The following is a 25280-nucleotide window of genomic DNA, read 5'->3' as shown; positions in this document are numbered from 1 at the left end:
ACAGGAGGCGGCAATGGGCCGTGACGACGGACCACGGGTGCGCGTTCCGGAACAGCGAGCCCCGGAGCGACGGCCGGCGGACGACACGGACCTGCGCTTCTCCGTGCTCGGCCCGGTACGGGCCCGGCGGGGCGGCGAGATGCTGCCCTCCGGATCGCCGCAGCAGCGCGCCCTGTTGACGGCCCTCCTGCTGCGGCGCGGGCACACCGCCACGGCCGCCGAACTCATCGACGCCATCTGGGGCGACGAGCCGCCCTCGCAGGCGCTGGCCGCCGTGCGTACGTACGCCTCCCGGCTCCGCAAGATCCTGGGCCCGCAGACCCTGGCGAGTGATTCCGGCGGGTACGCGATGCGGACCGGACCCGACGCCGTCGATGTGACCGTGGCCGAGGAACTGGCCGCCGGCGCCGACAAGGCCCGCGCCGCGGGCGACCGCTCCCGGGCCAGGGCGCTCCTGAACAAGGCGCTCGCCCTGTGGGACGGCGAGGCGCTCGCCTCCGTGCCGGGACCGTACGCCGAGAACCAGCGCACCCGGCTGGAGGAGTGGCGCCTCCAGCTCACCGAGACCCGCCTGGACCTGGACCTGGAGGTCGGCTGCCACGCGGAGGCGGTCTCCGAACTGACCGCGCTCACCGCCGCGCACCCGCTGCGCGAGCGGCTGCGCGAGCTCCTGATGGTCGCCCTGTACCGCAGCGGCCGCCAGGCCGAGGCCCTCGCGGTGTACGCCGACACCCGCCGGCTGCTCGCCGAGGAACTGGGCGTCGACCCGCGCCCCGAACTCGCCCAGCTCCAGCAGCGCATCCTGCGGGCCGACGAGGAACTGGCCCGCCCGGCCGACGATCCCACCCCGGCCGCCGCCCCGGTCCGCCCGGCTCAGCTCCCTGCCACCGTCCCGGACTTCACCGGCCGCGCCTCCTTCGTCCGGGAGCTGGGCGAGCGCCTCGCCACCGCCGAGGGCTCCGTCATGGCCGTCTCCGCGCTGGCCGGAATCGGCGGCGTCGGCAAGACGACCCTCGCCGTGCACGTCGCCCACCAGGGCCGCAAGCACTTCCCGGACGGCCAGCTGTACGTAGACCTCCAGGGCGCGGGCTCCCGCGCCGCCGAACCGGAGACGGTGCTCGGCGCGTTCCTGCGCGCCCTGGGCACACCGGACTCGGCGATCCCCGACTCCCTCGACGAACGCGCCGCGCTCTACCGCTCCACGCTCGACGGCCGCCGCATCCTGATCCTCCTGGACAACGCCCACGACGCGGCCCAGATCCGCCCCCTGCTCCCCGGCACGACGGGCTGCGCGGCGCTGGTCACCAGCCGGGTCCGGATGGTCGACCTGGCGGGCGCGCACCTGGTCGACCTGGACGTGATGTCGCCCGAGGAGGCGCTCCAGCTCTTCACCCGCATCGTGGGCGAGGAGCGCATCAACTCCGAGCGCAAGGCGTCCCTCGACGTCGTCGCCGCCTGTGGCTTCCTGCCCCTCGCCATCCGCATCGCCGCCTCCCGCCTGGCCTCCCGCCGCACCTGGACGGTTTCGGTGCTGGCCGCCAAGCTCGCGGACGAACGCCGCCGCCTGGACGAGCTCCAGGCGGGCGACCTCGCGGTGAAGGCGACCTTCGAACTCGGCTACGGCCAGCTGGAACCCGCCCAGGCCCGCGCCTTCCGCCTCCTGGGCCTCGCGGACGGCCCCGACATCTCCCTCGCCGCCGCGGCCGCCCTGCTGAACCTGGACCCGCACACGGCGGAGGACCTCCTGGAGGCCCTGGTCGACACGTCCCTGCTGGAGTCGGCGGCCCCGGGCCGCTACCGCTACCACGACCTGGTGCGCCTCTACGCGCGTTCCTGCGCGGAGCGGGACGAGCAGCCGCCGGTGGAACGTGAGTTGGCGCTGTCGCGGCTGCTGGACTTCTATCTGGCCACGGCGGCGGGGGTGTACGCGCTGGAGCGGCCGGGAGACCGGCTGGTGGACCACCTGGAGCCCACGGAGCACGCGGGGCTGTCGTTCGGGAACAGGAACTCGGCGCGTGACTGGCTCTACGCCGAGGCCGGCCCGCTGCTCTCCTGCGTACGGCAGTCGTGCGCCCCGAACACGCTGCCCCGAGCCGTCGACCTCCTCTGGTGCGCCCTCGACCTGGGCGAGTCCGGTGCCAACTCGAAGCAGTACGAGACCAGGGCCCTCGCCGTACTGGACGCCGCCCGTGCGGTTGGCGACGAACGCACCGAGGTGCGGGCCCTGATGACGCTTGCGGACGTCCACCACACATCGGGCCGCTTCGACCAGGCCAAGGACGAGGCGGAGCAGGTGATGCGGCTCGTCGAGACCGTGATCGACCCGCTGCCCGGCTGCTGGGCACCGAACGCGCTCGGGATCATGGCGCTCTACCAGAGCCGCCACGACGACGGCGAGAAGTACCTCACCCTGGCCATCGAACGGTTCCGTCAGATCGAGGACCGGCCGGGCGAGGCCAGCGCCCTGTGCAATCTCTCGCGCATCCATCTCGCCACGGAGCGCACGGAGAGCGCGGTCTCACTGGCCCGGCAGGGCACGGACATCTACGACAGCATGGGGCACGCCCTGCGCAGTGCGAACGGGCGCTACGCACTGGGCATGGCGCTGACCCAGAGCGGTCAGTTCGGCACTGCCGCGGAAGCCCTCCTGGAGGCGCTGGGCATCTTCCGGGACAGCCGCCAGCGGCTGTGGGAGGGGATGACGCTCTTCCGCCTCTCCGAGGTCGACCTCGCGTCCGGCAGTTCGGCGGACGCCGCGGCCAAGGCCGAACAGGCCCTGACCGCCCTGCGGGGCATCGGCGGTGAGTGGCGGAGGGGCAACGTACTCACGGTGCTCGGCCGCGCCCTGGACAGCATCGGCCAGTTCGGGCGGGCACAGGTGTGCTGGCACGAGGCGCTGGCCATCTACGACCGGCTCGGCTCCCAGGAGGCCGCCGAGGTGCGCGCACTGCTGGCGTCCGCCGCCTCGGCAGCGGCAATGTAGCAACGCACCGGCGGGCGTTCATCATTCGTTTATCGAGGCCGGGCACGCTCATGGATGTCAACCCGCCGCGTCGGGGGGCAGACGGATTGACGCCAAGGCCGAGCACTAATGTGAACGGCCCTGAGAGGCCCGCCCGGCAGTCCACGGGGGAACAGCCGGGCGGGCCTCGCCGACCCATCACATAGAGCCAAGGAAAGCAGACCATCATGGCTGACGCGAAGAAGGACCTGGAGATCAAGCCTCAGGACATGCACGCCACCGGCGAGGACGCGGGCAAGATCAAGACCCAGGACATGCATGCGACCGGCGGCACGGTCAAGCCGCTTGACATGCACGCAACTGGCGCCGAAGCCACGACCGACGACATGCACGCCACTTCGGAGCCGAAGAACTGACGACCTATCTCGACGGGGGAGCGGCCGCGGCGGCGCGGAGGGGGAGCCGTCGCGGTCGCTGCATGTCCGCGTCCGGACGGTCAGCGCGACCTGAGCACGCAGAGGGCCCGAGTCACCCGGGGGCCGCCTTCCAGCCGCTCCACCAGCTCCGCCGGCCGGTCACGCTCCCGCTGACCCTCCAGGGCGCGGGTGACATACGCGCTGAACGCCCCCGGCCCCACCGCGCTGCGGATCTCCTCCGGCAGCGTGACCGTGCACCTCTTGGTTGCCATGCCTGTCACCATGCCCCGCATCAGCTGGGCACATCCACCGAAACCGACGTTATAGCACTTCGAATGCTATAGTTGCTGCATGGATGAGAGCTCCGACTTCCCACTCGGCGACGGCCCCAGCAGCGGGATCTCCGTGACCCTCACCGCCGGAACGCTCCACGCGATCCGCGAGCGGGTCGGCAAGCGGGGCGTCTCCGCGTACCTGGAGAAAGCGGCACAGCGCCAGATCGAACGCGACAACCTCGATGAGCTCCTCGCCGCCTTCGAGGAGGCCAACGGGCCGGCCGATCCGCGTGCGGTGAGCGACAAGCGCACCAAGCTCACCGGCAGCAGCACACCCGAGCCGGGTACGGCCGCGTGAGCGGTGCCCTGATCCTCGACAGCGAAGGCCTGGCGCAAGCGGTCCTACGGGGCCGGGAGGTCCAGGAGTGGCTGGAGGCGGCCCGCGATGCGGACCTTCCCGTCATCACCTCGGCCGTCGTGCTCGTCGAGGTGATCCATCCACGGATCAACCGCGCCGCGCTCGACTGGACACTCTCGCGTCTGCGGGTCGAACCGGTCAGCCAGTCGATCGCGCACTCCGCCGCAACGCTGCTCCGGAACGCCGGACTGCACGGTCACAAGTACGCCATCGACGCGATGCTCTGTGCGACCGCACTGGCGCACCCGGGCCGCGTGACGGTCCTGACGTCCGACGTGGAGGACATCCGGCTGCTCACCGCCGGCCATCACCGCCTGGCGGCGGAGAAGATCTGACCGGTCAGGCTCCACCACTCCCCTGCCCCCGCCCCCGCAGCTCCCCCTTCACCACCTTGCCGCTCGCGTTGCGCGGCAGCTCCGCCACGAACTCCACCCCCCTGGGCACCTTGTAGTTCGCCATCTCGCGCCGCGACCAGGCGATCAGGTCGTCGGCGGTCACCGTCGCACCCGGCCGGCGCACCGCGTACGCCTTGCCGACCTCGCCGAGGCGGGGGTCGGGGATGCCGATGACCGCGACGTCCGCCACGTCCGGGTGCAGGCCCAGGAGCTGTTCGATCTCCGCGGGGTAGGCGTTGAAGCCGCCGACGATGAACATGTCCTTGATCCGGTCCGTGATCCGCAGGCTGCCGTCCTCGTCGAGGACGCCCACGTCGCCGGTGTGCAGCCAGCCGTCCGAGGTGATCGTGGCGGCCGTGGTCTCCGGGTCCTCGAAGTAGCCCCGCATCACGTTGAAGCCGCGGACCAGGACCTCGCCGGGGGTGCCGGGGGCCGCCAGGACCCGGATCTCCGTGCCGGGGATCGCCCGGCCGGAGGTGGAGGCGATGACCTCCGCCGGGTCGCCGCGGCGGCACATCGAGACGATGCCGCTCGCCTCGGAGAGGCCGTAGGCGGTCAGGACCGTGGCGATGCCGAGTTCGGTGCGCAGGCGCTCCACCAGCCGGAGCGGGACCACCGCCGCGCCGGTCACGACCAGGCGGAGTGCCGAGAGGTCGTGGCTGGAGCGGGCCGGGTGGTCCAGGAGCGACTGGTGGAGGGTGGGCGGGCCGGGGAGGACCGAGATGCGCTCCGCGGCGATGTTGGCGAGGACCGTGTCCACGTTGAAGACCGGCTGCGGGATCATCGTCGCGCCGCGCATCAGGCACGCGATGACGCCCGCCTTGTAGCCGAAGGTGTGGAAGAACGGGTTCACGATCAAGTAGCGGTCGCCCTCGCGCAGACCGGCCAGCTCGCTCCATATCTCGTAGCAGCGCAGGGTCTGGGTGTGGCTGATGACCGCACCCTTGGGGCGTCCCGTGGTGCCCGAGGTGTAGATGATGTCGGAGGGGGCGGACGGAGCGACCGCGTCCGCCCGTTCGCGTACCCGCTCGGGAGCGATCCGCTCCCCGGCGGCCAGGAAGTCCTTCCAGGTGACGTAGTCGGCGGGGGCCGTGTCCGCGAGGACCACCACCGTTTCCAGGTGCGGGAGTTCGATGTCGGCGCGGCGCAGGGACGCCACGTACGACGTACCGAGGAAGGTGCCCGTGACGAAGAGGAGCTTCGCCCGGCTCTGCTCCAGTACGTACGCCGCCTCCGTGCCCTTGAAGCGGGTGTTGAGCGGGACCAGGACCGCGCCGGCCGTCACCGCGCCCAGCGCGGAGACGATCCAGTCCAGGGTGTTGGGCGCCCAGACCGCCACCCGGTCCCCCGGCTCCACCCCCGAGGCCATGCACGCGGCGGCGGCCCGCTCCACGCGTTCGCCGAGTTCCGTGTACGTGATCCTGGTGCGCCCCTCGACCACCGCCTCGCGGTCGCCGTACCGCCGCGCCGCCTCCCGTACCAGGTTCGGGACGGTGGACCATTCCTCGTCGCCGCGCATCTCGTGCCCTCCCGTCTTCGACCGTCCGGCCTCGCGGACCGCAGTAGCTGACTATCCGTCAGATTAGCTGTAGCCTCCTCCGCTGTCAGCAGTCATGACGGCTTCGGAGGTGGCGGTGACGACGCTCAAGGACAAGGCAGCGATAGCCGGCATAGGGCAGACGCGGTTCGCGAAACATCTGCCCGAGTCGGAGAAGACCCTGGCCTGCCGGGCCATCGTCGCGGCGCTCGACGACGCGGGCATCGCCGCGTCGGAGGTGGACGCGTTCGCCTCGTACACGATGGAGGAGACCGACGAGGTCGAGGTCGCCAAGGCCATCGGGGCCGGCGATGTCACCTTCTTCAGCAAGGTCGGCTACGGCGGTGGCGGCTCCTGCGCGACGCTCGCGCACCTCGCCGCCGCCGTGGCGACCGGGCAGGCGAGTGTGGGGGTCGCCTGGCGGTCGCGGAAGCGGGGCTCGGGGCCCCGGCCGTGGAAGAACACCGCGGTGCAACTGCCCACCCCCGCCCAGTGGACCCGGCCGTACGGGCTGCTGCGGCCCGCCGACGAGATCGGGATGCTGGCCCGGCGGTACATGCACGAGTACGGGGCGACCCGCGACCACCTCTTCAACGTGGCACTGGCCTGCCGCAACCGGGCCAACCAGAACCCCGCCGCGGTGATGTACGAACGGCCGCTGACCCGCGACATGTATATGACCTCGCGCTGGATCAGCGAGCCGCTCTGCCTCTTCGACAACTGCCTGGAGACGGACGGCGCGCTGGCCTGCGTCGTCGTCTCCGCCGAACGGGCCCGCGACTGCCGGCAGAAGCCCGTCTACCTCCATTCCGTCGCCCAGGGCCTGCCCGCCCAGCACCACGGAATGGTCAACTACTGGAACGACGACCCGCTCACCGGTCCGGCCTGGGCCGCCGCCCGACAGCTGTGGAAGCAGGCGGACTTCGGGCCGGACGACGTCGATGTCGCCCAGATCTACGACGCGTTCACCCCGCTCATTCCGCTCTCCCTGGAGGGGTACGGGTTCTGCGGGCGCGGCGAGGGCGCCGCGTTCACCGAGGGCGGTGCGCTGGAGAGCGGGGGCCGGCTGCCGGTCAACACCGGCGGCGGCGGGCTCAGCGAGGGGTACGTGCACGGCTTCAACCTCATCACCGAGGGCGTGAAGCAGTTGCGCGGCATCTCCACCGCCCAGGTCCCGGACGCCTCGACCTGCCTGGTCACCGCCGGGGAGGGCGTGCCCACATCCGCCGTACTGCTGAGGAGCTGACCGAGATGGATGGACTGCTGCTGCCCGCCGTGGACGAGGACGGCGCGCCCTTCTGGGAGTACGCGGCCCGTGGTGAACTGCGCGTCCAGGCGTGCGCCGTCCCGGACTGCGGCCGGCTCCGCTTCCCGCCCCGGCCGTGCTGCCCGCACTGCCAGTCGTTCGAGAGCGGGTGGCGGGCGATGAGCGGGCGCGGGCGCATCTGGTCGTACGTGCTGCCGCATCCACCGCTGCTGCCCGCCTACGCGGCGCAGGCCCCGTACAACGCGGTGGTGGTCGAACTGGCCGACGCCCCGGAGATCCGGCTGGTCGGCAACGTGGTGACCGGGCCGGACGCGCCGCTGAACTCGGTCGATCCGTCGCGGCTGCGGATCGGGGCGGCGGTGAGGGCGGTCTTCTGCCCCGTCTCCCCCGAAGTGACCCTGGTCCGCTGGCTGCTGGAGCGGTGACGGCGATGGCGCTGCGCACGGAGACGGACAAGGAGACCGGGGTCGCGCTGCTCACCCTGGACCGGCCCGGGAAGCACAACGCGATCGACCTCGCGACGGCCGCCGAACTGAAGGCCGCCTGGCGGGCGTTCCGGTACGACGACGACGTGCGGGCCGTCGTCGTGACGGGGGCCGGCGGGCGGGCGTTCTGCACCGGGATCGACCGGGGCGTGGACGTCCCGCAGCCCTCGTCCCCGTACACGATCGACGATCCGCTGATCGCGATCGGGCCGAAGGCGAACGACCTGTGGAAGCCGGTGATCGCTGCCGTGGAGGGGATGGCCTGCGGTGGGGCGTTCTACCTGCTGGGCGAGTCCGAGTTCGTCATCGCGTCCGAGGACGCGACGTTCTTCGACCCGCACACCACGTACGGCATGGTCAGCGCCTACGAGGCGATCTCGATGGCGCAGCGGATGCCGTTCGGTGAGGTCGCCCGGATGTCCCTGATGGGGACGGCCGAACGGGTCACGGCCCGGCGCGCGTACGAGACCGGGCTGGTCAGCGAGGTCACCGAGCCCGGTGGCGCGGTCCTGGCGGCGCTGCGGGCGGCGGCGGTCATCGCCTCGTACCCGACGGCGGCGGTGCAGGGGACGGTACGGGCCGTCTGGTCCGCGAAGGAGGCGGCGCGGACGCAGGCACTGGCCCATGCCCCGCACCTGATCGCGCTCGGCAACCTGACGCCGGAACGGCAGGCGGAGCTGTTCGAGGGGCGGGGCAGGGGGGCCGGTGGCGGCGGGTACCGGCTGCGGTGAGTACGGAGCCACTGCCGGTACCTGCTTCGCCGCCGGTGCCGGCTTCGCTGCCGGTCAGTAGGTGAGCTCGGCGGTGACCGAGCACTTCTTCACCCGGGAGACCTTGCTCGGGCTGTCCATCCGGACGGAGACGGTCTTCGTCTCGCCGCCGTCCGCGGCCACGCTCGCCTCACCCGTGTCGACGGTGTTGCCGCGCGAGTCGAGGAACGTCACGTCGACCTCGTAGGTGTGGCTGCCGGCCGCGCTCGCGCTGAGCCGCACGGTGGAGGCGGTGACGGCCTTGCGCTTGCCCTTGCGGGGCGTCGCGCAGCGGAAGACGTACGCCCGGGGCGCGTCCGTCGCGGTGGCGGCGGGGGTGGCCGTGCCGTAGGTGGAGCCGCTGGACGAGCTGCCCGACGAGCCGTAGTCGTCATCGTTGTAGTCGGTGTCGTGGTAGGTGCCGTTGCTCTTCTTGGAGTTGGAGCACCCGCCGCCACTACTGCTGCCGCCGGATTTCCTGCTCTTGCTGCCGTGGCCGTGGCCGGAGCTGGAGAAGCCGGTGAGCGCGAGCACCACCGCGGTCAGGACCACTGTCAGTTTCATGTGCTGCCGCATCATCGATGCAGCCCCCCTTGTGTTGTGGCTCGGCTGTGCGGTGTTCGGCACTGCCGGCGGACAGCCGCGCGACACCGTAGCGCACAGCATGGCCGGTTTCGATCGCCGTCCCGGTCATGCTCCTGTCACGATCTTGTCATCGTCTGCGCGCCGCCGTCTGGTGGCGAGGGGCATGCGCCCGGCGTAGCGTCGAGGCGAGAGCGGCGCTGATCGGCGTCACCGGCCCGGGAGCGCCCCGCACACCCGCTGGAGGCCGAGATGATCCGTAACGTCCTCGGCTCGATCGTCGCTCTCGCAGGAGCGGCGGCCGCCGTGCTGAGCCCCTTCCGTGACTGGTACGACGGCCGCCTCGGGCGGCATTACCGGATCGGCGACCTCTTCACCGGCATCACCGGGGCGCACCCCGGCGTGTTCGGTTCGATCCTGCTGCCCTTTCTCTTCGCCGCGGTCGTGACGATCGTCGGCGTGCTGCTGCGGTCCCGGCTGCTGGTCGTCCTCGCGGGCGTGGTGGTCCTCGGGTTCACGGTGCTGTGGATGGTCCGTCAGGGCCAGGCGGCCGGAGAGCTGACGGTCTCGGGCGACGGTTCCGGGCTGCAGCCGGGCGTGGCGTTCGCGGCGGGCGGCGGGGTGCTGCTGCTGCTGGGGGCGGCGCTGATGTCGGGGCGCGGTGGTACGCGGCTCGGGGCGCGGGCGGACCGGAGCCGGCCGTACAACGCGCCGGGGTCCGAGAATCCCGACACCTGGCCGCCCACACGGGAGCCGGGCCCGTCGATGGAGACGGGCCCCTGGCCGGAGCCGGAGGCCGATCCGTACGTGGGTCCCCCGGACGACCGTCGTCCCCCGGACGACCGTCCCCCACAGCCCTGACCCTCACCTGGGCCTTTCAAGCCCGTCCGGCGACTGAGGACAGGGCCGCGACCGGGCGCAACCCGCTTGAAGCGGCCCGTGTCCGGCTACGCGCGGGGCCTGTTGCCCGTGCCGGTGCCCTTCAGCGCGTCCAGGGCGTACACGCAGCGGTCCTTGCTGCACGCATACACCACCCCGCCCTGCGCCACCGGCGAACCCGTGATCTCGCCGCCCGTGGCGAGCTTCCAGCGGAGCTGGCCGCCCGCCGCGTCCAGGGTGTAGAGGACGTGGTCGGCCGAGCCGAAGTGGACCCGCCCGTCGGCGACGACCGGTGCGCCCACCACCTCGCCGCCCGCCGCGAACCGCCACTTCGGGGTGCCGGTGACCGCGTCCAGCGTGTACAGCGCGCTGCCGCTGCCGACATGGACGTTCCCCGTCGCCACCAGCACCGGTTCGGTCGACTGGCGGGACTCCGTGGCGATGCGCCAGCGGTCCTTGCCGGTCGAGGCGTCCAGCGCGTACACCGTGCCGAGGTAGTCCGCGAGGTACACCCCGCCGCCGGTGACCGCCGGGCCGGGCGCGAACGCGGGCGGCGAGAGGAAGACCGCCGGTGACTCGAAGTGCCAGCGCACCCGGCCGGAGGCGATGTCCAGCGCGAGGACCCGGGTTCCCGCGCAGACGTACGCGTGGCCGTCCGGCGCCGGGGTCACCCGGAGCGGCACCCCGCCGCAGGAGGCCGCGTCGCCGACCGGGTAGGACCAGCGCTCGACGCCCGTACGGGCGTCGACGGCCCGCAGCCGGGCGTCCTGCCAGAGGTAGACCGTGCCGTCGTGGACGGCCGGCCCGGCCTCCGCCGTCTCGAAGTCCGTCTGCGCGCCGGTGGTCTCCCAGAGCTTCTCCCCGGTGGACGCCTCCCACGCCTGGACGCCGCCGCCCCGGGTTCCGGTGACGACCGTGCCGCGGTCGGCCTTGAGCGAGTACACCCACGCGTCGGTCCGCAGCCGCCACCGCTCGGCGCCGGTGACCGCGTCCAGGGCGTAGAGCGACGGGCCGTCGGAGGCGTGGATGCGGCCCCCGTCCACGGCCATCGCCCAGGCCACGTCACGGGTCTTGAACTGGCGCCGCCCGTTGCCGGTGTCCAGCGCGTGGACCTCGAAGGAGGTGACGTACAGCAGGCCGCCGACGACGACAGGGGTCCCCCACACGTCGTTCGACATCCGGAACCGCCAGGGCCGCCAGCGTTCCGGACCGGAGGCCGCGTTGTCCGGCGCGTGCGCCGGAGCGGGCACGGGGGCGGCCGGGACCGCGCCGTTCACCCCGGCGGGCGGGCGCACCCAGCCGGTCGCCGGAGCCTCCTCGGCGGCGGCCGAGGCATGGACGTCCTGGGCCCGCGGACCGGGGCCGATCGGCACCTGCGCACCGGACAGCCGCACCGGTCCGCCCCCGTCGGGGGCCTCCAGCGGCGAGGTGGGCGAGGCAGGCTGGGGGCGCAGGTCGGCGCCGCTGCGCCAGGCGGTGTCCCAGTCGGCGCCCGGCGTCCTGGCGGGGGGCGGCGGCACGGGTACGGGGGCCGGGGCAGGGGCCGGAGGGGTTGCGGCGACCACGCGTCCGCCGCCGCGGCGCAGCTCGATCATCTCGGTGGCGGAGGCCGGCAGCCAGGCCGACGCCGTACCGCTGTCGTCGCCGCCGGAGGCGAAGAGGTGCGGGGCGAGCTGGGACTGGAGCTCGGCCGGGGTGGGCCGGCGCGAGGCGTCCATCTGCATGCACGACTCGATCAGCGACCGCAGATCGTCGGGCAGACCGGTGACGTCGGGGCCCTCGCGCAGCAGCATGAAGACCGTCTCGACCGGGTTGGCCCCGTGGAACGGCGCATGGCCCGTCGCGGCGAAGACGAGCGTCGAGCCGAGCGAGAAGATGTCGCTGGCGCCCGTGACGCTGCGCGAGTCCCGCGCCTGCTCGGGCGACATGTACGCGGGCGTGCCCACGGCGACGTTCGTCATGGTGAGCCGGGTGTTGGAGACGCCGGACGCGATCCCGAAGTCGATGACCCGGGGGCCGTCCTCCACGACGAGCACGTTCGACGGCTTCATGTCGCGGTGGACGAGCTTCGCGCCGTGGATCGACTGGAGGGCCTCCGCGATGCCCGCGGCCAGCCAGCGCACCGCCTGGGTCGGCATCGGCCCGCACTCATTCACTATTTCCTCGAGTGAGGGCGCGGGCACATAGGCGGTGGCGAGCCAGGGCACGGCGGCACGCGGGTCGGCGTCCACCACGGCCGCGGTGTAGAAACCGCTGACCGCGCGGGCGGCCTCCACCTCACGCGTGAAGCGGACCCGGAACAGCTGGTCCTCGGCCAGTTCCGTACGTACCGTCTTGATCGCCACCCGCCGGCCCGACGCCGAGCGGGCGAGATAGACCAGCCCCATGCCGCCGGCCCCGAGCCGTCCCAGCACCTCGAACGGGCCGATCCGCCTCGGGTCGTGCTGCGTCAGCTGCTCCATCACTTACCTGCCACCCTCCCCGTACGGACCTCAGTCGACAGAGGCCCGCGAAAAACCGCCCTGTGCAGCGTCTCACCACTGGGCACCACCCGACGGTGCGCACCCCGATTGTTCCTGGCCGAGGCGCCGGTTGCGAACCCGGGGGCAGAAGCGGGTGTCATGGATCACTCCGGGCCTTATCAGGACACCGGTGGCTGAAGTACGGCGAAGACGGCGCCCTGGTCGTCCTGGAGTACCGACATCCGCCCGTACGGGATGTCGAAGGGCGGTGCGGAGACCCGGCCGCCGAGCCGCAGGACGGTCGCGGCCGTCGCGTCGCAGTCCGCCACGGCGAAGTAGGTGAGGAAATGGCTCGGCATCATGGCGGGGAACGCGTCGGTGATGACGCTGCGCCCGCCGATCGCGGTGTCCGGCCCGGGTTCCGTGCCGGCCGGTGACCACATACGGAAGTCGACACCGGCCTCGTCCGTGCCCGGAGCGCCGGTGCCGGCCTCGTCCGGATCGACGGAGCGGAAGCCGAAGACCTGCTCGTAGAAGGGGTCGACGCGTTCCTTCTGCCGGGTGTAGACCTCGGTCCAGCAGAAGGAGCCCGGCTCGTTCTGCTTCTGGAAGCCCTTGCGTTCACCCGCCTGCCACAGCCCGAAGACCGCGCCGCCGGGGTCGGCGGCCTGGGCGAGCACCCCCGACCGGCCGGCCCGGACCGGTTCGGTGATCACCTGCCCGCCCGCCTCCCGGACACGGGCGACGGAGGCGGTGATGTCGTCGGTCGCGAAGTAGACGCCCCAGGCGGTCGGCATCCGGCCGTCCTGCTTGGCGGCGAGCGCGGCGACCAGGGCCCCGTCACTGAGGGCGTCGGCGAAGGGCCCGTCGCCCGCCCGGAAGGTCCAGCCGAAGAGCTCACCGTAGAAGCGCCTGCCCGCCGCGAGGTCGGGCAGCTGCACATCCACCCAGCACGGCGCGGACTGCGCGAATGCGGCCATGGGCCCGGATCCTTCCGTCGCGGTGACGCTCGTCACAGCCAACGTAACCGCGAGGCGCCCGGCGCGCGCCTCAGCCCCTCCAATACGAACATATATTCGATATCAACCCCTCGAATGCCATCGTCACAGAAAGTTATCCACGGAAGTTATCCACAGGCTGTTGATAACATTAATCAGACTGTGGGCAACGGCGTACGGAAAGGCATGCGGAGTCGGGGGACACATCATCGGAAATCCCCGCACTCCCCCCACCGCGCCTGCCGCCCTCCCCATTTGCAGTCGGCCGAATCGCGCTCCGATCACCCGTCGGTAAGCTGACGGCATGACAGGACAAGTACGTACCGTCGACGGCCGCGTGGCCGGTCGACGCGGACAGGCGACGCGGCAGAAGCTGCTCGACTGCCTCAGCGAGATGCTCAGCTCCTCGCCGTACCGGGACGTCAAAGTCATCGACGTCGCCCGGAAGGCGGGGACTTCACCCGCGACCTTCTATCAGTACTTCCCCGACGTCGAGGGCGCCGTCCTCGAGATCGCCGAAGAGATGGCCAAGGAGGGCGCCGGACTGACCGAACTGGTCGCCGGGCGCTCCTGGGTCGGCAAGTCGGGCTGGCAGACCGCCGAAGAACTCGTCGAGGGATTCCTCGACTTCTGGCGGCGCAACGACGCGATCCTGCGCGTGGTCGACCTCGGCGCGGCCGAGGGCGACAAGCGGTTCTACAAGATCCGTATGAAGATCCTCAACTCCGTCACCAACTCCCTCACGGAATCGGTGAAGGAGCTCCAGGCCAAGGGCAAGGTGGACAAGGACATCAGCCCCGCGGCGATGGCCGGTTCCCTGGTCGCGATGCTGGCCGCGGTCGCCTCGCACCAGAAGGGCTTCACCACCTGGGGCGTGAAGCAGGCCGAACTCCGTCCGAACCTCGCGCTGTTGGTGCATCTGGGCATCACCGGCAAGAAGCCGACGAAGTAGCGCCCGCGCCGGATTCCCCGTACTGGGTGACGCGCGGTGATCCCGGGCGCCCCAGGTCCTGTCTCACCGACGGCGGACCACGCATGTGGTCCGCCGTCGGTGTATCCGGACACATCCGCGCGTCGGCGTTCCGGACACATCCGCGCGTCGGCGCATCCGGACACAACCGTGCGGACACAGCCCTGAGCCCGCGCGCCCTCACCCCGAATCGTCGCGCCGCTCCAGCCGGAACAGCCGGATCTCGCGGTCGATCCGCGCCTGGTACGCCGCGTAGGGCGGCCAGAACCTCAGCGCCGTCTCCCACACCGCCGCCCGCTCGGCGCCCGCCAGCAGACTGGCCCGTACCGGGATGTCACGGCCCTTCCAGCTGATGACGGCCGCCTCCGGATGCGCCAGCAGGTTCGACGTCCAGGCCGGATGCCCCGTACGGCCGAAGTTGCTGCCGACCAGAATCCAGCTGCCCGGGTCGCCCTTGCCCTGACCGCCACCGCCACCGTCGCCGTGCTCCGGCATGCAGGCCAGCGGGGTGGTCCTGAGCTGCCCGCTCCGTGCCCCCGGCACCGTCAGCACGACCCCCGGCAGCATCTGCGCGCTGAGCAGCACCCGGCCGCGGGTGAGCCGGTGGACCGTGCGGTCCATGGCCGGTACGAGATGGGGTGCGATCCGGGCGAAGGCCCGGGTCGAGGAGACCTTCTGGACGAGGCGGACGCCGGGCGCCATCAGACCGCCACCCGATCGGCCGGTCCCTGCTCGACGGGTCCCTGCTCGACGGATCCCTGCGCGCCCGGACCGGGGCCGAAGAGCCCCGCCCGCTCGGCCGCGTGGTCGCGGAGCCGGTGCACCGGGCCGAGGAGCAGTTCATCGGCGGCGGCCCGCTTGAAGTACAGGCGCGCCTCGTGCTCCCGGGTGAAGCCGACACCTCCGTGCAGTTGCACGGCCTCGGCGGTGGTGATGTGCAGGACCTCCAGCGCCTGGGCGAGGGCGAGCCCGCCGGCCTCCGGGTCCCGGGCCGCGTAGTACGCCGCGGAACGGGCCGACTGCACCCGTACGTACAGATCCGCGAGGCGGTGCTGCACGGTCCGGAAGGAGCCGGCCGCACGGCCGAACCGCTCGCGCTCCCCGACGTGGGCGACCGTCCGCTCCAGCGCGCTCGCCGCCGCCCCCACTGCCTCGGCGGCGAGTGCGGCGGCCACGGCCCGGCCGCCCACGGCGAGGGCTGCCGAGGCATCCACCGTGTCATCGGCGCCGAGGAGTTCGGCCTCGGTGTCACGCAGCTGGACGCGGGCGAGCGGCCGGGTCTCGTCGAGTGCGGTCTGCCGGGTGCGGACGAGCCCGGCGGGCGCCTGCGGCCCGTCCGTCCGGACCAGGAACAGCAGGGTGCGGCTGCGCGGGAAGCCGCCCGTGTGCGCGGCGACCAGGAGCAGTCCGGCGCTGTGCCCGTCCAGCACCTGGTCGGCCTCTCCGTACAGCCGCCATCCCCCGCCGTCACCGGCCGGCCGGGCCTGGACGCCGCCCGCCCGGCCGCCGCCCGCCCAGCTTCCGCCGGTCAGGTCGACGGTGAGGCCGAGTGCGGTGGCGAGCGAGCCGCCGGGGACGGCCAGCGCCGCGGTGAGCTCGCCCGCCGCGACGGCCGGCAGCAGGGCGGTGCGCTGCTCCTCGGTGCCGAGGGCGGCGATCAGGGGCGCGGCGAGTACGGCGGTGGCGAGCAGCGGGGACGGCAGCAGCGCGCGGCCCGCCTCCTCGCAGACGACGGCGAGCTCGGCGGGTCCGCGGCCGGCGCCCCCGTACTCCTGCGGGAGGGCGATTCCGGGCAGCCCGAGGTCCTGGGCGAGCCGGCGCCACAGCCCGGCGTCGTACCCGTCCCGCGTGCCCGTCGCGCTCCTGACGTCGTCGGGGCCGCTGTGTCCGGCCAGCAGTTCGCGCAAGGTGCGGCGGATCTCGTCCTGTTCCGCGGTGAAGGCGGCATCCATCGTCGGACTCCTTCCCCTCAGAGGCCGACGGCCTCTGATCTGACGGGTCGTCATGCTAGGTCGGATGCGGCGAGATTCCCAGAGCCGCGCACCGCGACGGCCCGCAAGATCCCGATACCGCAAGCCGATTCACCCGATCCCGATCTGATGTACCGTCAGATTCATGCCTTCTTCCCACCGCAAGGTCGCTGTCGTCGGCATATCCCTCGCCGACTGCGGACGTGTCGACACCGCCACGCCGTACGCCCTGCACGCCCAGGCCGCCCGCCGGGCGCTCGCCGACTCGGGTCTCGACCGGTCGGTCGTCGACGGATTCGCCTCCGCCGGGCTCGGCACGCTCGCCCCGGTCGAGGTCGCGGAGTACCTGGGGCTGAAACCCACCTGGGTGGACTCCACCTCGGTGGGCGGCTCGACCTGGGAGGTGATGGCGGCCCATGCGGCGGACGCCATCGCGGCGGGCCGCGCCAACGCCGTACTACTGGTGTACGGATCGACGGCACGCGCGGACATCAAGGCGGGCCGCCGCACGTCCAACCTCTCCTTCGGCGCCCGCGGCCCGCTCCAGTTCGAGGTGCCGTACGGGCACTCGCTGATCGCCAAGTACGCGATGGCCGCGCGCCGCCACATGCACGAGTACGGCACCACCCTGGAGCAGCTCGCGGAGGTGGCGGTGCAGGCCCGCGCCAACGCGGCGGCCAACCCGGACGCGATGTTCCGCGATCCGGTCACCGTGGACGAGGTGCTGTCGGGCCCGATGATCGCCGACCCGTTCACCAAGCTGCACTGCTGCATCCGCAGCGACGGCGGCTGCGCGGTGCTGCTGGCGGCCGAGGAGTACGTACCGGACACGGCGAAGGACCCGGTCTGGATTCTCGGCACCGGCGAGCACGTCTCGCACTCCGCGATGTCGGAGTGGGACGACTTCACGGTCTCCCCCGCCGCCGTGTCGGGCCGGCTGGCCTTCGAGCGGGCGGGGGTGCGGCCCGCCGACATCGATCTGGCCGAGATCTATGACGCGTTCACCTATATGACCCTGGTGACGCTGGAGGACCTGGGCTTCTGCGCGAAGGGCGAGGGCGGCGCGTACGTCGAGAAGGGCCGCACCGGTCTGACCGGCGAGCTCCCGGTGAACACCGACGGCGGCGGCCTCTCCGCCTGCCACCCCGGAATGCGCGGCCTGTTCCTGCTGGTGGAGGCGGTACGCCAGCTGCGCGGCGAGGCGGGGGCCCGCCAGGTCCGCAAGGCGGGCGGGCGGCTGCCGGAGCTGGCGGTGGCGTCGGGGACGGGCGGCTGGTTCTGCTCGTCGGGGACGGTGGTGCTGGGGCGGGGGTGAGGGGGCGGGGGCGGGGTGAGGGGACGGTGGTGCTGGGGCGGGGGTGAGGGGGCGGGGTGGGGTGGTCAGGAGCAGGGATCCCGGACCCCGGGCCTCGCCGGATCACACGGCGACGACGGTGAGCCGGCTTCTCCGTCCACGCCGCGCGCACGGTGGCGCTCAGCCACGCGCACGTTCCCACGGATCGTCGTCCCCGGCCCGGTCATCGTCACCGAAGAACTCGTCCGCTTCGCGACGCGTCAGCGCACCGTCCACGCGGGGAAGCCTCCGGTGCCGGCGCACCAGCTCCTCCGCGCTCAGCCTCCGCGTGCGCGCGAGCGGCCGGAGTTCCGCGACCTCTGTCCCGTTACGGGTGATGCGGAAGATCTCGCCGTCCGCCACAGCGTCCATGACATCCGCGGACCGGTTCCGGAGCTCGCGCAGGGTAAGGGTCTTCATGGCTTCAGCGTGGCCCCGCGTGACTCCTCGTGCCACATCATTCTCGGTGCCGGCCGGTCCATGAGGTCCAATGGCCGCATGACCGACGCATCCGCCTCCACCGCGCAGCACGCCTTCCGTGATCTGCTCCACGCCCAGCGTGTGTGGGACATCGAGCTGCCCGTCTTCGACCCCGCCGCCGCACCCCCGGCCCCGCTCCCCCTCTTCCACTCCTGGTTCGCCGAGGCGGTGGCCGCCGGGCAGGTGGAGCCGCACACCATGACCCTGGCCACGGCCGACGCGGAGGGCCGGCCCGATGTGCGCACCCTGATGCTGCACGACGCGGACGAGCGCGGCTGGCACTTCGCCACGCACGCCACCAGCGCGAAGGGCCGCCAGCTCGCCGGTCGCCTCCATGCCGCGCTGGGCTTCTACTGGCCCGCGCAGGGGCGGCAGGTACGGGTGCGGGGACCGGTCACCGCGTGTTCCGCCGCCGAGAGCCGGGCCGATCTGCGCGCCCGTTCCACCGGGGCGCTGGCCTCGGCGCTGGTGGGGCGGCAGAGCAAGGTGCTGGGCTCGTCCGCGGAGCTGGACCGCGCCTCCGACGCCGCCTGGGACCGGGCGCGGGAGGAGCCGGAGGCGGAGGTGGCGAGCTGGACGCGGTACGTGGTCGAGCCGTACGAGGTCGAGTTCTTCCAGGGCGACGCGCGGCGCCGGCACATCCGGCTGCGCTACCACCGGGAGGCCGGGGCGGCGGAGGCCGGGGCCGCAGAAACCTCGGAGACCGCCGGGGCCTGGCAGCGGGAGCTGCTCTGGCCCTGACCGGCGGACGGCCGGGCAGACGGGCGAGCGGACGGCCGGGCAGACGGGCGGGCAGACGGGTGAGCCGGCAGACGGGCCGGCGGCTGCCCCGCGTCGCGCTGGGCGGGGCACCCGCCCGGCCGCTCAGTTCACCGTGATCGCCTGCACGGGACAGACGCGGGCCGCCTCACCGACCAGGGGGCCGGCGAGCGCGTCTCCCGGTTCGGGCAGCAGCTCACTGAACCCGTCGTCGTCCTGGGTGAACACCTTCGGCGCGGCGAGCGCGCACTGCCCCGCGCCGATGCACACGTCCCGGTCGATATCGATCTTGATCTGCATCCCAGCAGGGCCTTCCGGTCGGATTTCGGTCACCACGTCACGGGCAGTTCCAGGAGCCCCTGGATCGTGTCCCCCGGTTTGAACGGAACGTCCTCGGCGGGCACCGCCAGCCGCAGGCCGGGAAGACGCTCGAAGAGGGCGGGCAGCGCGATCTCCAGTTCGGCCCGCGCCAGGTTCTGGCCCAGGCACTGGTGGATACCGAACCCGAACGCCACGTGATTGCGCGCGTTGCGGCCGAGGTCCAGCTCATCGGGCGACGGGTACACGGACTCGTCCCGGTTGCTCACCGACGTGGACAGCAGGACGCCGTCCCCCGCCCGGACGGTCACCCCGCCCACCTCGATGTCCTCGACGGCCACCCGCGACAGCCCGTCCGCGATGGACAGGAAGCGCAGCAGCTCCTCCACCGCGGCAGGCATCCCAGGGCCGGGCTCATCATCGGTACCGGAACCCGCGGCGCGCAGCAGGGCCAGCTGTTCCGGGTGCTGGAGAAGGGTGAAGGTGCCGAGCGAGATCATGTTCGCGGTCGTCTCGTGGCCCGCCACGAGCAGGATCTCGGCCAGCCGCACCAGCTCCTCGACGTCCACCGCCCCGGTCTCCAGCTGCTTGACGATCAGCTCGTCCAGCAGTCCTTCGCCGGGATCGCGCCGCTTGCGCTCGATCAGTACCCGGAAGTACTCGTCGAGGGCGTCCCGCGCGGCTTCGACATCGGAGGCCTCGGGGCCGCGGAGCAGCTTGCGCGACTGCGCCTCGAAGAACTCGTGGTCCCCGTAGGGCACCCCGAGCAGCGCGCAGATGACCATGGAGGGCACCGGCAGCGCGAAGGCGTTGACCAGGTCGGCCGGCGGACCCTGCTCGACCATCGCGTCCAGCAGGGTGTCCACGGTCGCCCGGATCTGCGGCCGCAGGGCCGCCGTCCGCCTGACCGTGAAGCTCGGGATCAGCATCCGGCGCTGAACGTTGTGCTCCGGATCGTCGACGCCGATCAGTTCCACGCGCCGCTGGGCGATCTCGGCCTGCCGCTTGGCGAACAGCGGGAACTCGGGGTGCTCGCGGTCGGACGACAGCCTGGGGTCCGCCAGGAGCGACCGCGCCTCGGCGTGACCGGTCACCAGCCACACCGTCCGGCCGGTGTAGATACGGACGGGGGTCACCGACTGCTGCCCCCGGCTCTCACTCGGATATCCCGTCGGCGGGTGGTAGGGGCAGGTGCGGTTCTGCGGAAAGGTGACGGTCTCGGTCTCTGCCATGGAGGACCTCGCAAAGAGATGGGGGAGTCCTGCCGATCAACCCCACTAGATGCCCCAGGCACCTAGATGGGCTAGGCGTTGTTCGGCCAAATCCCCCCTATCCGCCCATCGAACGACGGCCGGAACCGCACTCCCCGCTTACCGGCCGCCCTACCAGTGGCCTCACCGGTGGCCTCACCGGTCCATTTACCCGTCTGTTTACCGGTCGCCCTTATCCGCTTTCAACCGCCGAGGAGCACTATGGGAAGCAGATGAGGACTGGAGGTCACCCATGACCCGAACCCGTAGCCGGTACGCCCCGGACCGCGGCCTGACCACACGCATGGTCTCCACCATGTTCCTGATCGGTCTGCTGTACGTGGTACTGGTCGGCGTCCTGCTCGCCGTGCTGCGCGGCGCCTGGCCGATCATCCTGATCATCGTCGGTGGCATGTTCATCGCCCAGTTCTGGTTCAGCGACCGCATCGCGGCCTTCAGCATGGGCGCCCGCGAGGTCACCCCGGAGCAGGCGCCGGAACTGCACGGCGCCATCGACCGGATCTGCGCCCTTGCCGACATGCCCAAACCGCGGGTGGCCATCGCCCAGAGCGACGTGCCGAACGCCTTCGCCACCGGCCGCTCCGAGAAGACCGCCCTCGTCTGCGCGACCACCGGTCTGCTGCGCAGACTGGAGCCCGAGGAGCTGGAGGGCGTGCTCGCCCACGAGATGTCGCACGTCGCACACCGTGACGTCGCCGTCATGACGATCGCCTCGTTCCTCGGCGTACTCGCCGGCATCATCACCCGTGTCGCCCTGTGGGGCGGACTTTCCCGTTCCAGCCGGAGCAACGACCCCATCGGCATCGCGATCATGCTGATTCCGCTGGTCAGCGCGGTGGTCTATGCCCTGAGCTTCCTGCTGACCCGGTTGCTGTCGCGCTACCGCGAGCTGTCCGCCGACCGCACCGCCGCACTGCTCACCGGCCGCCCCTCGGCCCTCGCCTCCGCCCTCACCAAGGTGAGCGGCCAGATGGCCCGGATCCCGACGGAGGACCTGCGGAAGGCGGAGCCGTACAACGCCTTCTACTTCGTCCCGGCCTTCTCCTCCAAGCAGAGCCTCGGCCGGCTGCTCTCCTCGCACCCGACGCTGGAACAGCGCCTGGACCAGCTGGCCCGTATCTCCGCCGACCTCGCCCGCCCGTAAGGAGCGTCCATGGGCCTGCTCGACACCATCCTGGGCCGCAGCAAACCGGTCCGCCCCGACCTCGACCAGCTCTTCGCCGTCCCGTCCGCCGCCCTCACCCTCCAGGCGGCGACGGGCTTCGTACCGACCGGCCTCGGCTCGGTGTGCTTCGCGGGCGTGGAGGGCGGCACCTTCGCCCGTATCCAGCAGGACGTACGGGAGCTGCTGGACGCGGACACCGCGAGCGGCGGAATCCCGGTGGAGTTCAGCCGGGACTCCTACGGCTACACCTGGCTGCTCGCCCGGCAGCCCGCCGAGGACACCGCCTCGCTCGTCAACGACCTGCACGCGGTGAACACGCTGCTCCAGGACGGCGGCTTCGGCCCGCAGCTCCTCTGTTCGCTGATCAGCTTCCGGGACGAGCGGGAACGGCCCCTCGCGCTGGTCTACCTCTACAAGCGCGGCACCTTCTACCCCTTCGCCCCGGTGCCGGGCGGCGAGAAGCGCGACAACGAACTCGAACTCCAGGTCCGGGCCGCCCTCGGGGACGACCTCCGCGTGGAGAAGGACCTGGCCCGGTGGTTCCCGGTGTGGGGGGCGCCGGGGCTGTGATCAGCTGTTCGCCGCGTGCCCCAGGAACGCGGTCCAGGCGGCGGGGGCGACCGCGAAGGCCGGCCCGTCGGTGACCTTGGAGTCGCGGACGTGGACGGTGTGCGGGCAGGCGGCGACCTCTACGCAGGCTCCGCCCTCGTTGTTGCTGTAGCTGGACTTGTGCCAGGCGTAGGCGACTTCGATGCAGGCTCCGCCCTCGTTGCCGCTGTAACTGGACTTGAACCAGGTCAGTCGTGGTCCGTGGCTCACAGTTGTCTCACCTTCGTCTCGATGATCTCCGCGGACTTCCAGGGATTGAGCGCCTGCGCCCGCAGGATGCCGAAGAGATCGAACTGGTCGCTCACCTGCTCCGGCTTGGAGATCAACCTATCGCCGCCCTGCCCCTCCACGTACAACAGAGTGCGACCTTCCGCCGTGGACATCAACTGCATGGGCCCCATCAACCCAGCGTGTGTGTGCTGAGCCGACGGCATCACCTGCACCGTCAGGTGTTTGAACCGCTCAATACAGTCGAGTACGTGACGTAGCTGCTCCTTCAGCACCTCGGGCCCGCCGAGGGTGCGGTCCAGGACCGATTCCTCGATGACGTAGCCGAAACGCGACGGCGACGGGAGCGACAGCACCGCCTGCCGCTCCAGCCTCGCTTCGACGTGTCGGATGATCTCAATCTCCGGGTACGCCGGTACACGCGACCGGTACACCGCGTACGCGTACGCCTCCGTCTGGAGCAGGCCGGGGATCAGCATCGTCTCGTAGGCGCTGATGACCCGCGCGGACCGCTCCAGCTTCGCCCAGTCCAGGAACTTCGGCGAGTACTTCTCCTCGTCCACCAGTTCGCAGCACGCCTTCAGCGCCCCTCCCGCCCCGAACACCCGATCCGCGTCAACCAGCAGGTCACGCGAAGGAATGCGCTCCGCTCGCTCGACCGCGCCCATCAGCGACTCCGAGATCAGCAGCTTCTCCGCCGCCTCCTTCTGCGTTAATCCTGCCCGCACCCGGTGGATGCGGATCAACTCCCCCACCAGTCGCCGCCCGTGCGTGGTCTCGCCACTCGTCCCCACAGCCACCACCACCCTTCCCACATCACCTTGATGTGGACCGTGTCCTGCTGGTCACGCTACGCAACCAACGGAATGCTCGTAGTCATGACGCAGAAGAATCTCCCCGAATGGGTACCCGCCTCGGGGCTCCAACTCCATCTGTCCGGCATTCACTTCGACGCGATCCGGCTGCGCGGCGTACGGGGCGAGGCGGTGCTGCACCATCTGGCGACCCTCACCGACGGCGATCCGGGGCCCGTCGTGCGGGAGATCGCGGGGGCGCGGTGGACGTACTTCCTGCTGGCGCCCGGTGCGAGCCAGGGCTTCGGCTGGCCGCCCGGCGCGAAGTGCTTCGGCCCGGCCGCCCGTGACCAGTACGTGGGGATTCCGGCGGCGCACGGCAACACGTATCCGCTGAGCTGGCGGTGCGGGGCGCCGGACGACGGGGACTTCGTGGACGCGGAGTTGCTGTACGGAGTGGTGACGGCGCAGCTCGTACCCGAGGAGTGAACCGGCCGGGGCGAGCGCTGCCGCCGGGTGCGAGGGCGTCCGTATCATCAGGTGCATGACTGCAGAGCCCTCGCGATCCGCCGGCCGTATGCGTGCCTCCGACGCCGACCGCGAGGCGGTCGTGGACCAGTTGCGGGAGGCGGCGGCCGAGGGCCGGATCGACCTCGAAGAGCTGGACACCCGGCTGGGTCAGGCTCTCGTGGCCAAGACCCGCGGCGAACTCGTGCCGCTCACCGATGACCTCGGGCCGGCCGTGTTCGACTCGGGCGAGCCGCTGGTCCTGCGGGGCGGCATGCACGGCGCGGAGCGGACCGGCCGCTGGAAGGTGCCGCCGCGGATTCACGCCCAGGGCGGCATGGGCGGCGTACGCCTCGACTTCACACGGGCGGAGTGCACGCTGCGTGAGATCGAGGTGGAGGTGAACGCGCAGATGGCCGGGGTGCGGATCGTGATCCCGGTCGGCTGGCAGGCAAACACCGACGGGCTGAATCCCTCGCTCGGCGGCCTCAAGGACAAGACATCCGACCAGCGGCTGCCGGGCTCGCCGCTGATCCGGCTCACGGGCACGTGCGGCATGGGCGGCGTGATCATCCGCCACCCCAACCTCCTGGAGCGCCGCAGGCAGCGCAAGGACCAGGCGCGCTGAGGAGCGGGCGGGCCGGACGGTACTACGAGGGCCGGACGGTGAGGATCTGCTGGGCCTGGCCGACGGGTCCGTTGATGTCGTGCAGGACGGTGCTGGTGATGCCCTGGCCCGTCGGACCGAAGACGACCGTGGTGTCGAGCCCGGTCCAGCGGCCTTCGGGCTGCCGGTGCAGGTGAATGGTCAGGTCGACGTTGGGGAACGTCCAGGCGGTGGGCTGCTGGCGTACGGCGATGCCGTTGGCCGTGTCGACGAGCGCGAGGTAGGACGCGAGCGTGCTGACGGGCTCACCCGCGACGAGGTCGAGCGGCGAGGAGATCCAGGCGGTCGTGCGGCCCGGCTGGGGCGGCGCGAGGGGGCGGACGTCGATGGACGCGATGTAGCCGCCGGGCCAGACCTCGGCCATGGCCCAGGGCGCGAGCACCTCGGGGGCCGTGAGCCGGTCGGCGGCGCCCCCGGCGACGGCGGCGGTGTCGCCGGCGGCGAGGCACCAGGCCCTGGCGCGTACGACGGGGCGGTCGGCGATGAGGGCGACGGCTTCGACCAGTTCGATGGTGCGGCCGGGGCGGATCGTCTCGACCCGGATCTCGCACTCGTCGAGGGCGAGCCGGCCGAGGATGTCGAAGCTGATCCGGGAGAGCAGGAGTCCGTCTCCCGGCCGGTCGGCGAGGTGCCGGTCGATGGCGTGGACGACGAGGCCGCCGAGCGGGCTGAAGTGCACTTCGTCCGTGCTCCACGCGCCGCTCGCGTGGGCGGTGGGCTTGTAGCGGTGTGCGTCGATGCGCTCGTAGTAGCTGCCGGTGTTCATCGGGTGCGTCCCTCGCGG

28 protein-coding genes are annotated in these 25280 nt (G+C 71.9%); 15 read left to right on the top strand and 13 right to left on the bottom strand.

Translation table 11 applies throughout. From position 1 onward, the window contains the following. Positions 1–13: 13 nt before the first annotated feature. Positions 14–2983: a BTAD domain-containing putative transcriptional regulator gene (locus tag AB0I52_RS06885; RefSeq protein WP_363069663.1), complete on the top strand. Its 2970-nt coding sequence runs from the start codon at positions 14–16 to the stop codon at positions 2981–2983. 206 nt (positions 2984–3189) lie between these two features. After that, a complete protein-coding gene (locus tag AB0I52_RS06880) occupies positions 3190–3378 on the top strand; it encodes a hypothetical protein (RefSeq protein ID WP_363069661.1) in 189 nt (62 codons plus the stop codon). 80 nt (positions 3379–3458) lie between these two features. Here the strand turns inward: AB0I52_RS06880 and AB0I52_RS06875 are convergent, their stop codons facing one another. Then, the gene (locus AB0I52_RS06875) at positions 3459–3650 is read right to left on the bottom strand and encodes a hypothetical protein (protein WP_363069659.1); all 192 of its coding nucleotides are present in this window, start codon (positions 3648–3650) and stop codon (positions 3459–3461) included. Between the two features lie 79 nt (positions 3651–3729). On the opposite strand from AB0I52_RS06875, the gene AB0I52_RS06870 reads away from it, so the two are divergent. Together AB0I52_RS06870 and AB0I52_RS06865 are read left to right on the top strand one after the other, a co-directional pair. Next, the gene (locus tag AB0I52_RS06870) at positions 3730–4011 is read left to right on the top strand and encodes a hypothetical protein (protein WP_363069657.1); all 282 of its coding nucleotides are present in this window, start codon (positions 3730–3732) and stop codon (positions 4009–4011) included. Beyond that, complete coding sequence (locus AB0I52_RS06865; protein ID WP_363069655.1) at positions 4008–4406, top strand: PIN domain-containing protein; 399 nt, start codon at positions 4008–4010, stop codon at positions 4404–4406. Before AB0I52_RS06870 ends, AB0I52_RS06865 begins: the two co-directional genes overlap by 4 nt. Before the next feature lie 4 nt (positions 4407–4410). Here the strand turns inward: AB0I52_RS06865 and AB0I52_RS06860 are convergent, their stop codons facing one another. Next, positions 4411–5985: a FadD3 family acyl-CoA ligase gene (locus AB0I52_RS06860; protein WP_363069653.1), complete on the bottom strand. Its 1575-nt coding sequence runs from the start codon at positions 5983–5985 to the stop codon at positions 4411–4413. A gap of 115 nt (positions 5986–6100) precedes the next feature. Here AB0I52_RS06860 and AB0I52_RS06855 point away from each other — a divergent pair, with 115 nt between their 5' ends. The 3 genes from AB0I52_RS06855 to AB0I52_RS06845 are packed head-to-tail and all read left to right on the top strand — an operon-like array spanning position 6101 to position 8486. Continuing rightward, complete coding sequence (locus AB0I52_RS06855) at positions 6101–7249, top strand: lipid-transfer protein (RefSeq protein ID WP_363069881.1); 1149 nt, start codon at positions 6101–6103, stop codon at positions 7247–7249. Positions 7250–7254: 5 nt separating this feature from the next. Then, on the top strand, positions 7255–7695 hold the full coding sequence (locus AB0I52_RS06850; protein ID WP_363069651.1) for an OB-fold domain-containing protein: 441 nt from the start codon (positions 7255–7257) through the stop codon (positions 7693–7695). A gap of 5 nt (positions 7696–7700) precedes the next feature. Further along, a complete protein-coding gene (locus AB0I52_RS06845) occupies positions 7701–8486 on the top strand; it encodes an enoyl-CoA hydratase/isomerase family protein (protein ID WP_363069649.1) in 786 nt (261 codons plus the stop codon). 54 nt (positions 8487–8540) lie between these two features. On the opposite strand, the gene AB0I52_RS06840 is transcribed toward AB0I52_RS06845, so the two are convergent. Beyond that, on the bottom strand, positions 8541–9083 hold the full coding sequence (locus AB0I52_RS06840; protein ID WP_363069647.1) for a hypothetical protein: 543 nt from the start codon (positions 9081–9083) through the stop codon (positions 8541–8543). Between the two features lie 255 nt (positions 9084–9338). Here AB0I52_RS06840 and AB0I52_RS06835 point away from each other — a divergent pair, with 255 nt between their 5' ends. Beyond that, positions 9339–9947, top strand: coding sequence for a hypothetical protein (locus AB0I52_RS06835; protein ID WP_363069645.1), 609 nt, complete (start codon positions 9339–9341; stop codon positions 9945–9947). Positions 9948–10033: 86 nt separating this feature from the next. Here AB0I52_RS06835 and AB0I52_RS06830 read toward each other — a convergent pair whose 3' ends face one another. Beyond that, entirely contained in the window at positions 10034–12427 is a 2394-nt protein-coding gene (locus AB0I52_RS06830; protein WP_363069643.1) for a PQQ-binding-like beta-propeller repeat protein, read from the bottom strand. A 179-nt stretch (positions 12428–12606) separates the two neighbouring features. Beyond that, a complete protein-coding gene (locus AB0I52_RS06825) occupies positions 12607–13407 on the bottom strand; it encodes a VOC family protein (RefSeq protein WP_363069641.1) in 801 nt (266 codons plus the stop codon). Between the two features lie 322 nt (positions 13408–13729). Between AB0I52_RS06825 and AB0I52_RS06820 the strand changes: the two genes are divergently transcribed. Continuing rightward, a complete protein-coding gene (locus AB0I52_RS06820; protein ID WP_362962166.1) occupies positions 13730–14377 on the top strand; it encodes a TetR family transcriptional regulator in 648 nt (215 codons plus the stop codon). Positions 14378–14575: 198 nt separating this feature from the next. On the opposite strand, the gene AB0I52_RS06815 is transcribed toward AB0I52_RS06820, so the two are convergent. Together AB0I52_RS06815 and AB0I52_RS06810 are read right to left on the bottom strand one after the other, a co-directional pair. Further along, on the bottom strand, positions 14576–15097 hold the full coding sequence (locus AB0I52_RS06815; protein WP_363069639.1) for a nitroreductase family deazaflavin-dependent oxidoreductase: 522 nt from the start codon (positions 15095–15097) through the stop codon (positions 14576–14578). Next, positions 15097–16347: an acyl-CoA dehydrogenase family protein gene (locus tag AB0I52_RS06810; RefSeq protein WP_363069637.1), complete on the bottom strand. Its 1251-nt coding sequence runs from the start codon at positions 16345–16347 to the stop codon at positions 15097–15099. Before AB0I52_RS06810 ends, AB0I52_RS06815 begins: the two co-directional genes overlap by 1 nt. A 163-nt stretch (positions 16348–16510) precedes the next feature. Between AB0I52_RS06810 and AB0I52_RS06805 the strand changes: the two genes are divergently transcribed. After that, positions 16511–17680, top strand: coding sequence for an acetyl-CoA acetyltransferase (locus AB0I52_RS06805; RefSeq protein ID WP_363069635.1), 1170 nt, complete (start codon positions 16511–16513; stop codon positions 17678–17680). A gap of 159 nt (positions 17681–17839) precedes the next feature. Here the strand turns inward: AB0I52_RS06805 and AB0I52_RS06800 are convergent, their stop codons facing one another. Further along, on the bottom strand, positions 17840–18118 hold the full coding sequence (locus AB0I52_RS06800) for a type II toxin-antitoxin system prevent-host-death family antitoxin (RefSeq protein ID WP_363069633.1): 279 nt from the start codon (positions 18116–18118) through the stop codon (positions 17840–17842). A 78-nt stretch (positions 18119–18196) separates the two neighbouring features. Here AB0I52_RS06800 and AB0I52_RS06795 point away from each other — a divergent pair, with 78 nt between their 5' ends. Next, a complete protein-coding gene (locus AB0I52_RS06795; RefSeq protein ID WP_363069631.1) occupies positions 18197–18919 on the top strand; it encodes a pyridoxal 5'-phosphate synthase in 723 nt (240 codons plus the stop codon). A gap of 123 nt (positions 18920–19042) precedes the next feature. Here AB0I52_RS06795 and AB0I52_RS06790 read toward each other — a convergent pair whose 3' ends face one another. Both AB0I52_RS06790 and AB0I52_RS06785 read right to left on the bottom strand, forming a co-directional pair. Continuing rightward, positions 19043–19231, bottom strand: a complete 189-nt coding sequence (locus AB0I52_RS06790; protein WP_363069879.1) for a ferredoxin — start codon at positions 19229–19231, stop codon at positions 19043–19045. A 35-nt stretch (positions 19232–19266) separates the two neighbouring features. Next, complete coding sequence (locus tag AB0I52_RS06785) at positions 19267–20487, bottom strand: cytochrome P450 (protein ID WP_363069629.1); 1221 nt, start codon at positions 20485–20487, stop codon at positions 19267–19269. Between the two features lie 271 nt (positions 20488–20758). Here AB0I52_RS06785 and htpX point away from each other — a divergent pair, with 271 nt between their 5' ends. Together htpX and AB0I52_RS06775 are read left to right on the top strand one after the other, a co-directional pair. Continuing rightward, on the top strand, positions 20759–21670 hold the full coding sequence (htpX, locus tag AB0I52_RS06780; RefSeq protein ID WP_363069627.1) for a zinc metalloprotease HtpX: 912 nt from the start codon (positions 20759–20761) through the stop codon (positions 21668–21670). 9 nt (positions 21671–21679) lie between these two features. Then, positions 21680–22261: a hypothetical protein gene (locus AB0I52_RS06775; protein WP_363069625.1), complete on the top strand. Its 582-nt coding sequence runs from the start codon at positions 21680–21682 to the stop codon at positions 22259–22261. Here AB0I52_RS06775 and AB0I52_RS06770 read toward each other — a convergent pair whose 3' ends face one another. Beyond that, positions 22262–22510, bottom strand: a complete 249-nt coding sequence (locus AB0I52_RS06770; RefSeq protein WP_363069623.1) for a DUF397 domain-containing protein — start codon at positions 22508–22510, stop codon at positions 22262–22264. Continuing rightward, on the bottom strand, positions 22507–23334 hold the full coding sequence (locus tag AB0I52_RS06765) for a helix-turn-helix transcriptional regulator (RefSeq protein WP_363069621.1): 828 nt from the start codon (positions 23332–23334) through the stop codon (positions 22507–22509). The genes AB0I52_RS06770 and AB0I52_RS06765 overlap by 4 nt, the downstream gene beginning before the upstream one ends. Positions 23335–23406: 72 nt before the next feature. Here AB0I52_RS06765 and AB0I52_RS06760 point away from each other — a divergent pair, with 72 nt between their 5' ends. Further along, the gene (locus tag AB0I52_RS06760; RefSeq protein ID WP_363069619.1) at positions 23407–23811 is read left to right on the top strand and encodes a hypothetical protein; all 405 of its coding nucleotides are present in this window, start codon (positions 23407–23409) and stop codon (positions 23809–23811) included. Between the two features lie 55 nt (positions 23812–23866). Beyond that, positions 23867–24457 (top strand): DUF1707 domain-containing protein, encoded by a 591-nt coding sequence (locus AB0I52_RS06755; RefSeq protein WP_363069617.1) that lies wholly within the window; start codon positions 23867–23869, stop codon positions 24455–24457. 22 nt (positions 24458–24479) lie between these two features. Here the strand turns inward: AB0I52_RS06755 and AB0I52_RS06750 are convergent, their stop codons facing one another. Next, positions 24480–25262 carry a thioesterase family protein gene (locus tag AB0I52_RS06750; RefSeq protein ID WP_363069615.1) on the bottom strand — a complete coding sequence of 261 codons (783 nt, stop codon included), beginning with the start codon at positions 25260–25262 and terminating at the stop codon, positions 24480–24482. Positions 25263–25280 lie beyond the last annotated feature (18 nt).

Origin of the sequence: Streptomyces sp. NPDC050423 (assembly GCF_040655445.1) — a bacterium.
Taxonomy (GTDB): domain Bacteria; phylum Actinomycetota; class Actinomycetes; order Streptomycetales; family Streptomycetaceae; genus Streptomyces.
The sequence above is the reverse complement of the archived record's forward strand: the minus strand, read 5'-3'. Positions and strand labels throughout refer to the sequence as shown.

Excerpts from the sequence above, each read along its gene's own strand:
- AB0I52_RS06885 (WP_363069663.1), top strand. The coding sequence starts at position 14 with ATGGGCCGTGACGACGGACCACGGGTGCGCGTTCCGGAACAGCGAGCC.
- AB0I52_RS06880 (WP_363069661.1), top strand. The coding sequence starts at position 3,190 with ATGGCTGACGCGAAGAAGGACCTGGAGATCAAGCCTCAGGACATGCAC.
- AB0I52_RS06875 (WP_363069659.1), bottom strand. The coding sequence starts at position 3,650 with ATGGCAACCAAGAGGTGCACGGTCACGCTGCCGGAGGAGATCCGCAGC.
- AB0I52_RS06870 (WP_363069657.1), top strand. The coding sequence starts at position 3,730 with ATGGATGAGAGCTCCGACTTCCCACTCGGCGACGGCCCCAGCAGCGGG.
- AB0I52_RS06860 (WP_363069653.1), bottom strand. The coding sequence starts at position 5,985 with ATGCGCGGCGACGAGGAATGGTCCACCGTCCCGAACCTGGTACGGGAG.
- AB0I52_RS06850 (WP_363069651.1), top strand. The coding sequence starts at position 7,255 with ATGGATGGACTGCTGCTGCCCGCCGTGGACGAGGACGGCGCGCCCTTC.
- AB0I52_RS06845 (WP_363069649.1), top strand. The coding sequence starts at position 7,701 with ATGGCGCTGCGCACGGAGACGGACAAGGAGACCGGGGTCGCGCTGCTC.
- AB0I52_RS06840 (WP_363069647.1), bottom strand. The coding sequence starts at position 9,083 with ATGATGCGGCAGCACATGAAACTGACAGTGGTCCTGACCGCGGTGGTG.
- AB0I52_RS06835 (WP_363069645.1), top strand. The coding sequence starts at position 9,339 with ATGATCCGTAACGTCCTCGGCTCGATCGTCGCTCTCGCAGGAGCGGCG.
- AB0I52_RS06830 (WP_363069643.1), bottom strand. The coding sequence starts at position 12,427 with ATGGAGCAGCTGACGCAGCACGACCCGAGGCGGATCGGCCCGTTCGAG.
- AB0I52_RS06825 (WP_363069641.1), bottom strand. The coding sequence starts at position 13,407 with ATGGCCGCATTCGCGCAGTCCGCGCCGTGCTGGGTGGATGTGCAGCTG.
- AB0I52_RS06820 (WP_362962166.1), top strand. The coding sequence starts at position 13,730 with ATGACAGGACAAGTACGTACCGTCGACGGCCGCGTGGCCGGTCGACGC.
- AB0I52_RS06815 (WP_363069639.1), bottom strand. The coding sequence starts at position 15,097 with ATGGCGCCCGGCGTCCGCCTCGTCCAGAAGGTCTCCTCGACCCGGGCC.
- AB0I52_RS06810 (WP_363069637.1), bottom strand. The coding sequence starts at position 16,347 with ATGGATGCCGCCTTCACCGCGGAACAGGACGAGATCCGCCGCACCTTG.
- AB0I52_RS06805 (WP_363069635.1), top strand. The coding sequence starts at position 16,511 with ATGCCTTCTTCCCACCGCAAGGTCGCTGTCGTCGGCATATCCCTCGCC.
- AB0I52_RS06800 (WP_363069633.1), bottom strand. The coding sequence starts at position 18,118 with ATGAAGACCCTTACCCTGCGCGAGCTCCGGAACCGGTCCGCGGATGTC.
- AB0I52_RS06795 (WP_363069631.1), top strand. The coding sequence starts at position 18,197 with ATGACCGACGCATCCGCCTCCACCGCGCAGCACGCCTTCCGTGATCTG.
- AB0I52_RS06785 (WP_363069629.1), bottom strand. The coding sequence starts at position 20,487 with ATGGCAGAGACCGAGACCGTCACCTTTCCGCAGAACCGCACCTGCCCC.
- htpX (WP_363069627.1), top strand. The coding sequence starts at position 20,759 with ATGACCCGAACCCGTAGCCGGTACGCCCCGGACCGCGGCCTGACCACA.
- AB0I52_RS06775 (WP_363069625.1), top strand. The coding sequence starts at position 21,680 with ATGGGCCTGCTCGACACCATCCTGGGCCGCAGCAAACCGGTCCGCCCC.
- AB0I52_RS06760 (WP_363069619.1), top strand. The coding sequence starts at position 23,407 with ATGACGCAGAAGAATCTCCCCGAATGGGTACCCGCCTCGGGGCTCCAA.
- AB0I52_RS06755 (WP_363069617.1), top strand. The coding sequence starts at position 23,867 with ATGACTGCAGAGCCCTCGCGATCCGCCGGCCGTATGCGTGCCTCCGAC.
- AB0I52_RS06750 (WP_363069615.1), bottom strand. The coding sequence starts at position 25,262 with ATGAACACCGGCAGCTACTACGAGCGCATCGACGCACACCGCTACAAG.